This is a genomic window from Hymenobacter sediminicola (assembly GCF_014250515.1).
Classification (GTDB): Bacteria; Bacteroidota; Bacteroidia; order Cytophagales; family Hymenobacteraceae; genus Hymenobacter; species Hymenobacter sediminicola.
In genome coordinates, this window is record NZ_CP060202.1 from 2,403,994 (window position 1) to 2,418,465 (window position 14,472).

General features: G+C 60.4%; 13 protein-coding genes. 5 read left to right on the forward strand and 8 right to left on the reverse strand.

From position 1 onward, the window contains the following. Nucleotides 1–21: 21 nt before the first annotated feature. Nucleotides 22–783 carry a hypothetical protein gene (locus H4317_RS10200; protein WP_185886379.1) on the reverse strand — a complete coding sequence of 254 codons (762 nt, stop codon included), beginning with the start codon at nt 781–783 and terminating at the stop codon, nt 22–24. A gap of 150 nt (nt 784–933) precedes the next feature. Continuing rightward, nucleotides 934–1,803, reverse strand: coding sequence for a 5'/3'-nucleotidase SurE (gene surE / locus H4317_RS10205; protein ID WP_432805902.1), 870 nt, complete (start codon nt 1,801–1,803; stop codon nt 934–936). Between the two features lie 148 nt (nt 1,804–1,951). On the opposite strand from surE, the gene H4317_RS10210 reads away from it, so the two are divergent. The 3 genes from H4317_RS10210 to H4317_RS10220 all read left to right on the forward strand — a co-directional run bounded on the left by H4317_RS10210 (nt 1,952) and on the right by H4317_RS10220 (nt 5,076). Beyond that, on the forward strand, nt 1,952–2,677 hold the full coding sequence (locus tag H4317_RS10210; protein ID WP_185886380.1) for a hypothetical protein: 726 nt from the start codon (nt 1,952–1,954) through the stop codon (nt 2,675–2,677). Nucleotides 2,678–2,800: 123 nt separating this feature from the next. Next, complete coding sequence (locus H4317_RS10215; RefSeq protein WP_185886381.1) at nt 2,801–3,241, forward strand: DoxX family protein; 441 nt, start codon at nt 2,801–2,803, stop codon at nt 3,239–3,241. A gap of 80 nt (nt 3,242–3,321) precedes the next feature. Next, on the forward strand, nt 3,322–5,076 hold the full coding sequence (locus tag H4317_RS10220) for a M14 family metallopeptidase (protein WP_185886382.1): 1,755 nt from the start codon (nt 3,322–3,324) through the stop codon (nt 5,074–5,076). 3 nt (nt 5,077–5,079) lie between these two features. Here H4317_RS10220 and H4317_RS10225 read toward each other — a convergent pair whose 3' ends face one another. Continuing rightward, a complete protein-coding gene (locus H4317_RS10225; RefSeq protein WP_185886383.1) occupies nt 5,080–5,433 on the reverse strand; it encodes a hypothetical protein in 354 nt (117 codons plus the stop codon). Nucleotides 5,434–5,532: 99 nt separating this feature from the next. Between H4317_RS10225 and H4317_RS10230 the strand changes: the two genes are divergently transcribed. Beyond that, nucleotides 5,533–6,429 carry an ABC transporter ATP-binding protein gene (locus H4317_RS10230; protein ID WP_185886384.1) on the forward strand — a complete coding sequence of 299 codons (897 nt, stop codon included), beginning with the start codon at nt 5,533–5,535 and terminating at the stop codon, nt 6,427–6,429. A 78-nt stretch (nt 6,430–6,507) separates the two neighbouring features. Next, a complete protein-coding gene (locus H4317_RS10235; protein WP_185886385.1) occupies nt 6,508–7,272 on the forward strand; it encodes an ABC transporter permease in 765 nt (254 codons plus the stop codon). A 1-nt stretch (nt 7,273) separates the two neighbouring features. On the opposite strand, the gene H4317_RS10240 is transcribed toward H4317_RS10235, so the two are convergent. The 5 genes from H4317_RS10240 to dnaG form a co-directional block, all read right to left on the reverse strand. Continuing rightward, nucleotides 7,274–8,059: a hypothetical protein gene (locus H4317_RS10240; protein ID WP_185886386.1), complete on the reverse strand. Its 786-nt coding sequence runs from the start codon at nt 8,057–8,059 to the stop codon at nt 7,274–7,276. A 240-nt stretch (nt 8,060–8,299) separates the two neighbouring features. Further along, nucleotides 8,300–9,553, reverse strand: a complete 1,254-nt coding sequence (locus H4317_RS10245; protein ID WP_185886387.1) for a bifunctional 3,4-dihydroxy-2-butanone-4-phosphate synthase/GTP cyclohydrolase II — start codon at nt 9,551–9,553, stop codon at nt 8,300–8,302. 229 nt (nt 9,554–9,782) lie between these two features. Beyond that, the gene (locus tag H4317_RS10250; RefSeq protein ID WP_185886388.1) at nt 9,783–10,985 is read right to left on the reverse strand and encodes a glycosyltransferase; all 1,203 of its coding nucleotides are present in this window, start codon (nt 10,983–10,985) and stop codon (nt 9,783–9,785) included. After that, nucleotides 10,982–12,196, reverse strand: a complete 1,215-nt coding sequence (locus H4317_RS10255) for a glycosyltransferase family 4 protein (protein ID WP_185886389.1) — start codon at nt 12,194–12,196, stop codon at nt 10,982–10,984. Before H4317_RS10255 ends, H4317_RS10250 begins: the two co-directional genes overlap by 4 nt. 102 nt (nt 12,197–12,298) lie before the next feature. Continuing rightward, nucleotides 12,299–14,389 carry a DNA primase gene (gene dnaG, locus H4317_RS10260; RefSeq protein ID WP_185886390.1) on the reverse strand — a complete coding sequence of 697 codons (2,091 nt, stop codon included), beginning with the start codon at nt 14,387–14,389 and terminating at the stop codon, nt 12,299–12,301. Between the last annotated feature and the right edge of the window lie 83 nt (nt 14,390–14,472).

The window sequence follows — 14,472 nt, forward strand, 5'->3', positions numbered from 1 at the left end:
TGCGGGGAGACAGATAGGAGCTTATGGCTTACTAAAGCGCTGCCCGTTGAACTTCAGCGCCAGCCGGGGAGTCGCCTCCAGGCTCCGAAAGCCCCAGCGGGTTAACAACCGGTAGGGTTCACTTTGAGGCTCATAATAGTAGAAGTCAAACTCGGTTACGTCGAGACGCAATAACTGCTGACGGGCATCGAACTCCATAGGCACGTCGCACAGGCTCAAGTAGGGACTTTGGTCGAAGGCGGGCGCGTCGAGTAGCAGGTAATTTCCCTTCAACTCCACCACGTACGCTATTCGCTGCATGCAGCGGCTGCTGCCCTGCTCGTCGGCCAGCAGCAGATAGAGCTTTCGGCCGGGGCTTTTCAGCTTATGGATTTCGTAAAATCCGGCTTCCAGCGCCGGTGCATAGGAAAACAGCTGCCCAGCCTGGTTTTTCCACTGCATCACAGGCACATTCACCTGCCCACGGGTGCCGCCCGAATGGTAGTTGAATAGATATACCCGAAACTGCGCGGCATCTTTCGAGTCAACGGACAAATACAGGCCCAGCTTCTTGGCCTCGGCAGCCGAAAGCTCGTGGAATAACAGGTAGAGGGCTACCTGCCGGGCCGTTTTGGCAATCAGCAAGCCGCCATCTTCCTCGCCCTTGCTGGAAACGAGAGCAATATTTTTCTTCAGCTCAGCCGCTGATGGGCTACCGCTGCCAGCTGGCTGCCCAAACCCGGCCACGCTGCCCGCCAGCAGACCGAGCACCAGTACACCGAAGCGCATTATCCTGTTCATCATCACCAACAGACTGCTAATACCGAGCTATCCGGCGTGAAAGATAGCAGCCTGACGACAGCAACATACCATCTGGCTGGCTGAAAACCAACGAAAACGCCGCCCGCCACACCTTGCGTGGGTTAAGCGGGCGGCGTTTACTTTTCTCTTCCCTTACCCTAACCCTTCCGCCGACTCGCCGGGGGCGGGCGTGGCGCTGCCCAGGTGTGGGGTAGGCTTCTGCTGCACCGGCAGGCTGGGGCCGAGTTGCCAGTGGGCATTCATATCCCCGATGACATGGTGCGCGGTCAGATCGAACTGGCAGGGCACGATGGACACGAAATTGTTGGCCAGTGCCCATTCATCAGTATCGGTGCCCTGGTCGAGGTTCACAAATTCGCCAATCAACCAGTAGTAAGGGCGCTTGTAAGGGTCATAGCGCAGGTCAAACTCCTCCTGCCATTTGGCGCGGGCCTGGCGGCAGAGCCGGATACCAGCAATAGGCGCCTCCGACTTCTTGGGAATATTAACGTTCAGGGCAGTACCCGTTGGAATGCCGTGCTCCAGCGCCTGCCGAGCAATGTGCTCTACCCAGGCCTCGGCGTGTTCAAAATCGGCATTATGGCCGTATTCGCAGAGTGAAAACCCGATGGCTGGTAGCCCTTCAATAGCCGCCTCAATGGCCGCCGACATCGTGCCCGAGTACAGCACATTCACCGAGGAGTTGGAGCCGTGGTTGATGCCGGACACGACCAGGTCGGGCTGGCGGTCCTTCAGCACGTGGTGCTTGGCCAGCTTCACACAGTCGGCGGGCGTGCCACTGCATTCATACGACTCAATTCCCTCGAAAATAGTGCTGGGGTCAAGGCGCAATGACGTACCGATGGTAATGGCATGGCCCATACCAGACTGCGGCGAGTTGGGCGCTACCACCACCACTTCACCGATGCGGCGCATTACGCGTACCAGAGTGGCAATGCCGGGCGCAGTAATGCCGTCATCGTTGGAAATCAGAATCAGCGGTTTACGGGGTTTGGCAGTCACAGGCAGTAGTATTTAAATCAACAACGGTGGTGCTAAAGGTACGCAGTGGCCGGGCCGGCGTTCAGAAAGTTGCTGAAAGCGGCGCTGCGTTGCCCGGCGGCTACAGTGCGGCCCAACGCCCAGGGCCTTCGCCGCGTATCGTTTTAGTATGCGTTCATTTCCTTCTGCTTCTCTGAGTTGCTGCCTCTTGCTGGCTGCCGCTACCTTCCTGGCCGCCTGCAATTCGCCGGACACGTCGCGGGCGCCTAGCTCCACCCCCGGTGAAGCGCCGCCCTTTGTACCGGCTACCGGCCCTACCGATGACCCGGCGGCATCCAGCCCGGGCGCTACCCCGGGCGCGGCCACAGCGTCAGTGCCAGCAGCAAGCAATCCGCCTGCCCTGTCTACCACCGACTCTTTGCAGTATTTGCTCAGTCCGGGCCGAGTGGGGCAGCTTCGCCTTAATATGACCGAAGCCGCTCTGCTGCAGGTGGTGCCATACGAGCGGATGCGCGAAACCAAGCTGTCCATTGAAGGAATCGACTACCCGGCCTATGAACTGCCTGACCCCAAGCGCCCGTCAGCCCCACCACTGCTGCTGGAAATGGTAGGCGACTCGGCGGAAGGCTTCCGGCTATGGCGCGTGCGGGTGCGCGACCCGCGCTTTCGCACCGCCGAAGGCATTGGGGTAGGCTCGCCATTTGGGGCGGCCGTGCAGCAATACGGCATTTCTACGGTAGAACTCGCCGATGCCGGTCTGGTGGCCGTTTCGGACCAAATGCGCATGACCTGGATGCTGGATGCCAAGTCGGTGCCCAACCTACGCGGTGGCCGCCTCACAGTGGCCGATATTCCACCGGCTACCCGAATCACCGGGGTATTACTTTTCCGGTAGACCACTGTGGCTGGAGCTAGTAAACACAGAAAATTCCTGTACTTTGGCACGTCGGCTGGTTAGCCGGCCTCTGTTATTACCGGACATTATCAGCCGTCAGCCGGCCCGCACCACCTCCCGCGTATGGTTCTGTTTGAAAACCGCTACCGCACCCACGATTTTGGTCTGCTGCTTCTGCGAGTAGGTATCGGGGTAATGTTCACCATTCATGGCTACCCCAAACTTATTGGTGGCCCCGAAATGTGGGCACAGGTAGGTGGAGTCATGAAGCTGGTAGGGCTGGACTTTGCGCCCGTGTTCTGGGGGTTTCTGGCCGCCGTAGCAGAAGCAGTAGGTGGGCAGCTGCTGGCCCTGGGCCTGTTTTTTCGGCTGGCCTGCGCCCTGCTGCTGGGCACCATGATTATGGCCACCATCATGCACGTTAGCGCTGGTGATGCCTTCGGTGCCTATTCTCACGCGCTGGAATCGGCGTTTCTGTTTCTCGGCCTGCTGTTCACTGGTCCTGGCCGCTACAGCCTCGACCAGATGCTGTTTCCGTCGCGCACCCTACGGCGGCTGTATTAATCGGCGGCATTGTTCTCTGATTTAGCTGGAATGAGCGGCGGCCTGCGCAGGAAGCCGTTTGGTTTTCCTTCCTTTGCCGCATGCTCTCTTTTCTGCTTTCTACGCTCCTGCTGACCTCGGCTCCGCCGAAAAACGACTGGCGCACGCCCTACGAGTTGGGCAACGGCAACACTACCACTACCTACGCCGAGTGCATTGGCTTCTACCAGAAGCTAGACGCCGCCTACCCCGAAATAACGATGCGGGAAGCCGGTTTCTCCGATAACGGCCTGCCGCTGCACGAAGTGGTAGTGAGCCTTGATGGCGACGCCGACCCGGCTTCGGTGCGGGCCAAAGGACGCCGCGTGGTATTCATTCAAAACGGCATTCACCCCGGCGAGCCAGAAGGCATTGATGCGGCCATGATGCTGGCCCGCGACTATGTGCAGCAGAAAAAGCTGCGCCAGCAGCTCACGGACATCACGCTGGTTATCATCCCGATTTACAACGTGGATGGCTCGCTGAACCGCAACTCCACGACCCGCACCAACCAGAACGGGCCCGAATCGTACGGCTTCCGCGGCAACGCCCGTAACCTCGACCTGAACCGGGACTACATCAAGCAGGACTCGCGCAATGCCCGCTCTTTTGCGCAGTTGTTTCAACGCTGGCAGCCCGACGTGTTTGTGGACACGCACACCTCCAACGGCGCCGACTACCAGCACACCATGACCCTCATTGCCACGCAGCCCAACAAGCTGCACCCGGCCCTGAGCCAGTACATGAGCAGCCAGCTCCTGCCGGCCCTCTACGGCGGCATGGCGAAGCGCAAAAGCCCGATGACGCCCTACGTGGACTTTGCGGGCCGCACGCCCGACGCGCGCGGGCTGACGGGGTTTCTGGAAACGCCCCGTTACTCCACCGGCTATACCACGCTGTTCAACACCATCGGTTTCGTGACGGAAACGCACATGCTGAAGGCGTATGCGCCCCGCGTGAAGGCCCAGTACGACTTTCTGGAGCTGCTGGTACAGGCCGTTGGGCAGCAGAAAGACGCACTGACCCGCGCCCGCACCGAAGCGCAGCAGCAGCTTCAGACCCAGACCACTTTTCCGCTGGCCTGGAAGCTGGATACCACTGCCGCCGAGAAAACTATGTTTCTGGGCTATGAAGGCCGGATGAAGCCCAGCGAAGTTAGCGGCCAGCCCCGCCTCTACTACGACCGGAAAGCGCCTTTCTCGCGGCAGATTCCGTACTACAACACCTTCCGCCCCACCGTGCAGGTGCAGCGGCCCATAGCGTACCTGATTCCGCAAGCCTGGGGCGAGGTGCTGGACCGCCTGCGCCTCTCGGGTGTGCAGCTCCGCCGCCTGCGCCGCGACACGACTCTTACGGCCGAAGTCTACTACATCCAGGACTACAAAACCGGCCAGCGCCCCTACGAAGGCCACTACCTGCACAGCGGCGTGGAAGTGCGCCCCACCCAGCAGCCGATGGCTTTCCGCCAGGGCGACTACGTGGCCCTACTTGACCAGCCCGCCGCCCGCTACCTCATCGAAACACTAGAGCCGCAGGCCACCGACTCGTTTTTTGCCTGGGGCTTTTTCGACGGCATTCTGCAGCAGAAAGAGTATTTCTCCGACTACGTATTCGAGGATGTGGCTGCCACCCTACTCCGCCAGGACCCGGCGCTGCGGGAGCGGCTGGAAAAACTCAAGCAGCAGAACCCGGCCTTTGCGGCCAGTGGCGCGGCCCAATTGGATTGGGTATACCGCCAGTCGCCGAACTACGAAAAGACCCACCTGCGCTACCCCGTGGCCCGCTGGCTGGGCGGCTCACTCCCGACGGTGGAGTAAAGTTCATTTATGCACAGGCTCGTTGATTTCAGGCTTTTCAACTACATACCTTATCAATATTGTATCTCCGGGCTGCTTGCCAGGGTCGCGCGAATCACCACTATAAGTTTGGCTGTTTACTGCAAATGAATATTTGTAGTAGAATTGATGCGAAACGGGACTGTTGCCTAAGAATTCCTTTTCATTAGTTATTCTGGCCACAGTAGCTGCAACATTGTCACTACTCAAAAGCCTGGTTCGGGTGTAGCCGGATGATAATTTCCATCCCAAGTGCCCAAAAAGCCCGAAGAGTAGGACAAGGACAAAATACGTATTGAAACCACAACCACTTGCTTGTTTCTTTTTCTTGTGGTTCACGATTTTGCGCTTCAATGGCTTATTACTTTCCCAGTAGAACTACTAATCTACCAACCAAATAGCCTTACTATTCATCATTTCCCTTCTCTAGCTTGCTGCATGGCTATTCTTGAACTCGACAACCTTTCCAAATCATACGGCGGTACCACGGCGCTAAAGGGCCTGACGCTGCAGGTAGAGCCGGGCAGCGTGTATGGTCTGCTGGGCCCGAATGGCAGCGGCAAAACTACCACGCTGGGTATTGCGCTGGGCGTGTTGCGGGCTTCGGGGGGCACGGTGCGCTGGTTTGGGCAGGAGCCGACGGCCGCCAACCGCCGCCGCATCGGGGCGCTGCTCGAAACACCTAACTTCTTCCCCTACCTCTCTGCCCGCCAGAACCTGCTGCTGGCCGCCGATATCAAGCAAGCCGACACGCGCAGCGTAGATCAGGCGCTGGACAGCGTGGGGCTGGGCACAAGGCAGCACGATGCCTTCCGGGGCTTTTCGCTGGGTATGAAACAGCGTCTGGCGCTGGCCTCCACCCTGCTCGGCAACCCTGAGGTGCTGGTGCTCGATGAGCCCACCAACGGCCTCGACCCACAAGGAATTGCCGAAGTGCGCAGCCTGGTACAACGCCTGGCAGCCGAGGGCAAAACCATCATCCTGGCCAGCCACTTACTCGATGAGATTGAGAAGGTGTGCACACACGTGGCAGTGCTGCAGCGCGGCGAATTGCGGGCGGCCGGGCCGGTCAGCAACATCCTGGCCACCGCCGACCGGGTGCTGCTCCGCCCCACTCCCGAAACCTCCGCCGCACTGGTGCAGCAGGTACTGGCCACCTTGCCGTGGGTATCGGATGTGCGCCCGGAAACCGGCGGCATCCTCAGTGCGGCCGTAGCGGCTAGCCACGGCCCCGCCGATGTAAACCGGGCCCTTTTTGAGCAAGGCATTGTGCTGGCCGGCCTCGAAGTTCGTCACCGCAGTCTGGAGGCACAGTTTCTGGAGCTCACGAAGTAGCCAGGATAACGCAGCAAAAACAAGGAATTCCACTTCTTCTGTGTGGCACTCCCAATCCCATATCATCGATCCAAGTATATGCTTTTTCGCCCTGAGCTCCGCAAGATTCTCCCTTATCGTACCGTCTGGATTATTCTGCTGGCCTACGCGGTGCTGCTGCTGCTGTTTGTGGGAGCTGGCGGCAGCGTCACGCTGAACGGGCAGCAGCTGGGGCAGTCATTGTATGTGTTTCCGGCGCTGTGGAGCAAACTGGCGTACGTGGCCAGCTACTTCACCATGCTGCTGGGCTTGCTGCTCATCATTCTCATCACCGACGAATTTCAGTTCCGCACCTTCCGCCAGCAGGTCATCGACGGAGCATCCGTAGGCGAGCTGGTGCAGGGCAAGCTGGCCGTGTCGGGGCTGCTGGCGGGTTTTGCGGCGCTGGTGGTATTGGGCGTAGGCTTCTACTTTGGCCTGACGCGCGCCGCTGGCACCGCCGATCAGGCCGCCGCCGGGTTGCCGGCCGTGCTGCTCTACGGCGTACAGGTACTGGGGCTGCTGTCATTGGCGGCGCTGGTGGCCGTGCTAGTGCGCCGCAGTGGAGCCGCCATTCTGGTGTTTCTGCTATATCTGTGGGTGGCGGAGCCGCTGCTGCGCCTTTCCCTGCCCGATGAGCTAGACCGCTATTTGCCGGCCAAAATCTTTAATAGCCTCACACCTATGCCCGGCCAAGAACTGATGGATACGGTAGCGGGGCCTTCGCTGGCACTGCTACCGACGCAGGCGCTGCCGGTGGCGTTGGCCTACACGGCGCTATTTTGGGGCCTGAGCTACATGGTACTGCGCAACCGGGATTTATAACTCATTCCTTCACCAGAGAATTGGCGTAATTCACGATGAAGGCAAGTTCCCGAGCTACCGTGAAGCTGAGCTTATTGTCTTTGGCATACTGCTCTAGCTGCTTCGCCTGGCCCTGAAACACGGCCAGCAAGTCCTTTTTGGGGTTGCGCAGCGGGATAATAGCGCCGGCTGGCGTTGCCAGATAGAAGTCGTCTTTTACCTGCGTGTAGGAGCTGAGGTAGCGCCCGCCGCCGTAGCCGTAGCCTCCGCCATACCCGTAAGGGCCGTTGCTTACGGTGCGCTCTACCAGCGACTCACGCCGCAGCAGCATTCGGGGGCCGTTGCTGAGTTGCTCGAAGAATGCCGGCGACTTGAAGTCGCTGTAGTCGTTTCCGCGGTTCCAGCGAAAGGTTCGGAACACACGCACCCGGTTCAGATTCTCCGTTTCCGGCCGCATCCGAGGCACCCCGTACATGGGGTTGCCATAGAAATAACCATTGCGCGCATCATAGAAATTGTCGTAGTAGCCGCTGCCGCGGCGGCTGTCTACTTCTTCTCCCTTCACCGCAAAGCTGTTGATGGAAACAGCCGACAGGGTGGTAATGGTCCCATCGGGCTGGGCCATGAGCAGCACGTCCTGGTCGCGACGCAGCGTTACGGGGCCCCGTAGCGTGTCGCCGTTGGCGAGCAGAATGGTGCTGCCAGCAAACTCCTGCACCATAGGGCGCTGGCTCTGGGCCTGTGCCGGCAGAATGGTCAGGAGCTGGGCGGCCAGCACCAGCAGGACGAGTAAGTAGGTGGGTTTCATAGGAACGGGGCGGTGGGGCAAGATAAGCGCAAGGCCGGCTTTTCCATTTCATCACGCGCCGGTCCGTTTTCAGACTACCCAAGATATACAGAAGACACCTTGTAGCTATACTTCCTATACACGCAACCAAACAGGAAAGTGCGCAGCCCACGCTGCGGTAATATGCCCACACAAAAAAGCCCACAGCCGGAAGGGCTACGGGCTTTTTCATCAAGACAAAACAGACTACACTGGCTCCTGCTACTCTGTAGGCAGCATTTCGGCGGCCGTCTGGGCCGGGTGCGGGCCCCGGTCTTTGCTCAGGATGGTGTGCCCCAGCTTGTCGCGCTTGGTGGTCAAGTACGTCTCGTTGTGCTGATTGGGCTCGATTTCGATGGGCATGGTGTCCACGATTTCGAGGCCGTAGCCGATGAGGCCTGTACGCTTGCGGGGGTTGTTGGTGAGCAGGCGCATCTTTGAAACGCCCAGGTCGCGCAGAATCTGCGCGCCCACCCCGTAGTCGCGCTCATCCATCCCGAAACCCAGCTCCAGATTAGCTTCCACGGTGTCGCGGCCTTGCTCCTGCAGCTTGTAGGCGCGCAGCTTGTTGAGCAGCCCGATGCCGCGGCCTTCCTGGTTCATATACACCACCACCCCGCGGCCTTCTCGCTCAATCTGAGCCATGGCGCGGTGCAACTGCGGGCCACAGTCGCAACGGCAGCTACCGAAAATGTCGCCCGTAACGCAGGAACTGTGTACGCGCGCCAGCACCGGTTCGGAACCGCTGATGTCGCCTTTTACCAAAGCCAGATGCTGAGCACCATTGGAGCGCTGGGTGTAGGCAACCAGCTCAAAATCGCCCCACTGGGTGGGCATTTGCACCGAAATGTCGCGGGTGATGAGGCTTTCCTTTTCGAGACGGTACTTGATGAGGTCCTGCACCGAAATCAGCTTCAGGCCCCATTTCGTGGCTATTTCGCGCAACTCCGGCAGTCGGGCCATTTCGCCATCTTCCTTCAGAATTTCCACCAGTACGCCGGCCGGCTCGAAGCCCGCGAGGCGGGACAGGTCGATGGCGGCTTCGGTGTGGCCGGCGCGGCGCAGTACGCCTTCTTTCCGGGCCTTCAGCGGGAAAATATGACCCGGCTTGCCCAACTCCTCTGGCTTGGTGTCGGGGTCGATGAGAGCCAGGATGGTTTTGCTGCGGTCGGAGGCCGAAATGCCGGTGGTCACGCCGTTTTTCAGCAGGTCGATGCTGACGGTGAAAGGCGTGGCGTGTAGGGCCGTATTACGGCCCACCATCAGCTCCAGGCCCAACGCTTCGCAACGGTCTTCGATGAGCGGGGCGCACACCAGGCCGCGGCCGTGGGTGGCCATAAAATTGATGACTTCCGGCGTGGCGCACCGGGCAGCGCAGATGAAGTCGCCTTCGTTTTCACGGTCTTCGTCGTCCACTACTACCACCACCTTTCCGGCGCGGATATCGGCAATGGCCTCTTCAATGGAATCCAGCATAGCGGATTAAAACAGATGAATGGGACTTCGCGGAGTTGGTTGTTCCGGCGGGAACCGGCGCGAAGCTGCTGCTACAACCAGCAACAGTGCCGCGAAGTTACGCAAACGCAGATTGCGAAAATGGGAACTGCCGAGATTCGCGTTCTGCCTGATAAGGCCCAACTTCACCTTGGCCCCATCAGGCAGACAGTAGAGCCGCATCGGCCACGGCCTTGCCGCGCAGGCAGGACTACTTGCTCTTCTGAAACCGTTGCGTGGGCTCCCAAACCGTGGTGCGCACGCCACGCAGAAAGCGCCACAAGCCCACCAACAACGCGGCATTCATGCTGTAGAAGTGCGTGATAAAGCGCAACAGGCGCGAATGGGTGCCCACACGGCGCAGGCCGGCATCGAGTAGCAGCAGCAGCGGCACGCCTACCTGCCCGGCCAGCATCAACTGGTAGAACCAGCCGCCGCCCTGCAGCACCAGCACCGCGTTGGCCAGCAGCATGAGCAGCAGCAGCAGCGGCGTGAGCCAGCGCAGCACCTTATGCGACCAGAAGGCAAAGCTCACGCCGCGCCACGGCGGCCACAGCAGGCGCCGGAAAGCCAGCAGGTTCTGGAAGTTGCCGGCCGAGATGCGCGCCTTGCGCCGAAACTCCTCCGGCAGCCTGTCCGACACGTCTTCGTAGCACACGGCCTCCAACTCGTTGATGGCCTGGTAGCCGTCCTGCAGCACGGCCATGGAAATAAAGAAGTCATCCACCAGAAATGAAGCCGGGGCCGGATGGTAGCAGGCCCGCCGCACCGCGAAGCAGCCCCCGAAAGCACCAATCATAGCGCCCCATACAACGCCTTCCTGATACTTGATGAGGTTTTCGCGCTCCAGATAGGCCTTTTCCTGCCCCGATATGCCTTCCTGCCGGTGGTCGGGGTTGAGGATGTTGCCGCCTACCTGACCGATTACAGGATTGCGAAAGTGCTTCACCAGTTGATACAGGGTATCGGGGGCGAAAAACACGTTGGCATCTGTGAGTACCAGAACCGGCGCGGTAGCCTCGCGAGCCAGCGCCTCAATTACGCCGGGCTTGCCGGTGCGCTGCCCGAACGGCCGGAACCGCAACTGCGGATGCTCGGCGGCCAGCCGTGCTACCAGCGCATTGGTACGGTCCTGAGAGTTGTCGGAGCCGATGTAGAAGGTGAGCTTGTGGAGCGGGTAAGTGGTGGCGAAGGTGGAGCGGATTTTCTCCTTAATCACCTGCTCCTCATTGTACACGGCCAGCAGAATATCCACGGCGGGCAAGTCCGGGGCATCTGGCGCAAACACCTGCTGATTCTGGCGGCGCGTGCGGGCCAGCAGGGCCAGCAGCAGCGGAAACAGCACATAGGTGTGGGCCACCAGCAGCAGACTACCCCAGAGTGCGCCGGCCGCGAGGGCCGCGGTCAGTGTCATACGCGTACGGGCGTCAGGATGGTGTACAGGTCCAGGAAGCTCTCCACAATGCGGCGGTTGTCGTAGAGGCGCCGGATGGTGTGGGCGGCTTCCTGGCCAATGAGGGCGGTAGGCAGATGGCCCTGGTAGTAGCGGCCCAACACTTCCAGCCAGGCGGCGGGCTCGTCGCGCAGCACAATGTCATGGCCGTCGCGGGCATGAATGCCTTCGGCGCCCAGCGTGGTGCTCAGAATACACTTGCCTAGGGCCATGCCTTCAATAATCTTGATGCGCATGCCGCCACCGCTCAGCAGCGGCACCAGCATAATATCGTATTGCTGCATGAAGCCAGCTGCTGAGTCCACGAACCCGTGCACCGTGATACCAGGCTGCCGCAGCTCCCGAAACCGCGCCGGCATCTGCTTACCGGCCAAGTGCAGCTCCAACTCCGGATACTGCGCGTGCGCCTTTGGCCACACTTCGGCCAGAAACCAGTCGAGCCCTTCCTGATTCGGCAGCCAGTCGAGCGAGCCAATCATGAACAGCGTACGGGGCTTGGGCCGGATGGCCGGATCGGTCTGAAAACGCTCCAGATGCACCCCGGCCGGCACAAACACCACCGGTTCTTTGCAACCCATGTGGCGCAGACGCTGCTGGTCGGGCTCCGTGATGGCCGCCACCGCATCGAAGCGAGGCAGGTAGTCGTGCTCGAACTGCTGCACGCGGCCGGCCAGATGGCGCAGGTAGAAGCGCTTCAGCGGTTTTTTTTCGCGGCTGGCCAGCATCTGCCAGATGGTGTATTCTACGTTGTGTGCCCGCAGCACCACCGGCACCCCGGGCGCCACGCGCCGCACCACATCCACGTACCACGCCACGAACGAGCCTTCCATCTGTACCACATCAATAGCCTGCGTGCGCAGAATCTCGGTAAGCTGGGTGGCGGATTCTTCGCTCACAAACCGCTCCACGTTGTAAGGAAGGCTGCTGCTCATCAAGTTACGCAGGGCTTTCACCGGGGAGAGCCGCGTGTCCACATCCACGGTTACCAGGCGCAGGTTGGGGCCCAGATGGTTGAGGGCATCGGCGGGCTGGTGGTGTTTGGGCGTGTTCAGGGCCAGCACCGTGACGCGGTGGCCGGCCCGCACGAGGCCCGCCGCCACATCGTACATGGCAATAGCCCCGCCATCGGTGGGCGGATACGGAACGCGCGGACAGAGTTGCAGAATGTGCACTGAGGGGGAATTGGGTAGTCGGTTGGGCTATGGGCGACTTTGGCCCGGCAGCTCCGGTTTCAAGCACCAAAAATCAAAAACAAACCGCCAAAAACAAGCCGGCTAAGCGCCGCGCGGAATGACCGTGCCCAGCAAATTGGCCAGCTGGTTGTCCATCTGCTTGAGCAGCCGGATGGTTTGCAGGTGCTCCATCATGGTATCATCATCGAGAGGGTGACGCAGAGCTTCCAGCCGGATGGCCAATTCGCGCTCCACATTCACCTTGTTGAGGCGCAGGATGGCATTGTCGCAGGCCGTCTGGAGCAGGTCCAGCTCCCGGGGCACGTGAATCTGGTGGGTGGTCCAGTTGGGACTCAGCTCATACTTTTCCGTGGCCAGCTCCGCCACCATGCTCCGGATATCGGAGCGGTTGTGCTGGATGAGGGTACGCACTTCGGGCCAGCGGCCCTGCTCCAGCTCCTGCCGGCACAAGTGCATCAGGTCGGCATAGATGCCCGTTTTGAAAGAGGTGTCGTCGAGCTGCTGCAGCAGGTATTGCGCCACGGCTACTTCCGGAGCCAGCGGCTGCGCCGAGTACAGCAGCAGCAGGCGCACCACTTCCCGCTCGCACTGTTCCAGCACGTCGGGCACGGGCTCCAGGTCCTCACGGGTGAGGGTCTGCAGGTCGCCGCCCCCGCCCATCAGGTCTTCCGGCGACGCGCCGTACATCAGCGCCTCGGCCTCTTCCTCGGGGCTAAGCTGGCGGTTGCTGGTTGCTGGTTGCTGGTTGCTGGTTCGCGGCGGAAGTCCACCGGCGTTGCTGCTTCCCGCCGAAGTGCCGGCTCCGCTTCCAGGGCCGCTGTTGCTGCTGGGGGCCTTGCCGGAAGCGTTGCGTACCAGCTTGTTGTATTCCGTGATAAGCACCTGCTCATCAATGCCGAAAGCCTGCGAAGTCTGCTGCAGAAACACCTGCCGCTTAATCGGGTCGGGCACTTTGGCAATGCTTTGCAGCACCTCCCGGATGGCTTCGGCCTTCTTCACCGGGTCCTGGGCGGCCTCACGGCTTACTAGCTCGGTTTTGAACTGGATAAAGTCCTGGCTGGCCTGCTCCAGATGCTCCCGGAACTTTTGGTCGCCGACTTTGCGGATGTAGCTGTCGGGGTCGTCGCCGTCCGGAAACAGCACCACGCGCACGTTCAGGCCTCCTTCCAGCAGCATATCAATACCACGCAGCGAGGCCCGAATGCCGGCCGCGTCGCCGTCGTAGAGCACCGTTACGTTGTCGGTGTAGCGCTTCAGGAGGCGAATCTGCCCATCAGTGAGCGAGGTACCCGACGAGGCCACCACGTTTTTGATGTCGCCCTGGTGCAAACTCAGCACGTCGAGGTAGCCTTCTACCAGGTAGCACAGCTCCTCCGTCCGGATGGCCTGCCGGCCCTGGTAGAGCCCATACAGCACATCCGACTTGTGGTAGATTTCCGACTCCGGCGAGTTCAGGTACTTGGCCGTTTTGTCGTTGGGTTTGAGCGTGCGTGCCCCAAACCCAATCACGCGGCCCGACACGTTATGAATCGGGAACATCACGCGTCCCCGGAACCGGTCGTAGCGGCGGCCGGTGTCCTGGCCCTGGTCGTCTTCGCGCCGGATGATGAGGCCGGTTTTTTCCAGGTATTTCTGCTCGTAGCCCGCTGCCGTGGCTGATTTCAGCAGATCGTCCCACTGATCCAGCGAGTAGCCCAGCTCGAAAGTCTTGATGGTAGCCTGGTTGAGGCCGCGCTGGCGCAGGTAGCTCAGCCCGATGCTCTGGCCCTCGTCGGTGCTCAGCAGCAGGTGGTGGTAGTGGTCCTTGGCCCAGTTCGACACGATGAACTGGGAATCCTTTTCGTTTTGGGCGAGCTGCTGCTCCGGCGTTTTTTCCTCTTCCTGGACCTCGATGCCGTACTTTTTGGCCAGATACTTCAGAGCCTCCACGTAGCTGGTGCCCTCAATATCCATGATGAACTGCACCACCCCGCCCGCCTTGCCGCAGCCGAAGCACTTATACAGCCCCTTAGCCGGCGCCACTGAGAAGCTCGGCGACTTTTCGTGGTGAAACGGGCAGCAGGCCCACATATTCTGGCCCTTGCGCTTCAGGCTCACGAAGTCGCCCACCACCTCCACAATGTCGGCTTGGTGAATTATCTGATCAACTAGTTCTTTAGGAATGCGGGCCATACTTCCCGCAAAGGTAGGCAGGAAGTCCGGCGAAGTTTCTGCCGCATTGTGCGAACATCCTCCTACAACAACGGGGTGTCATG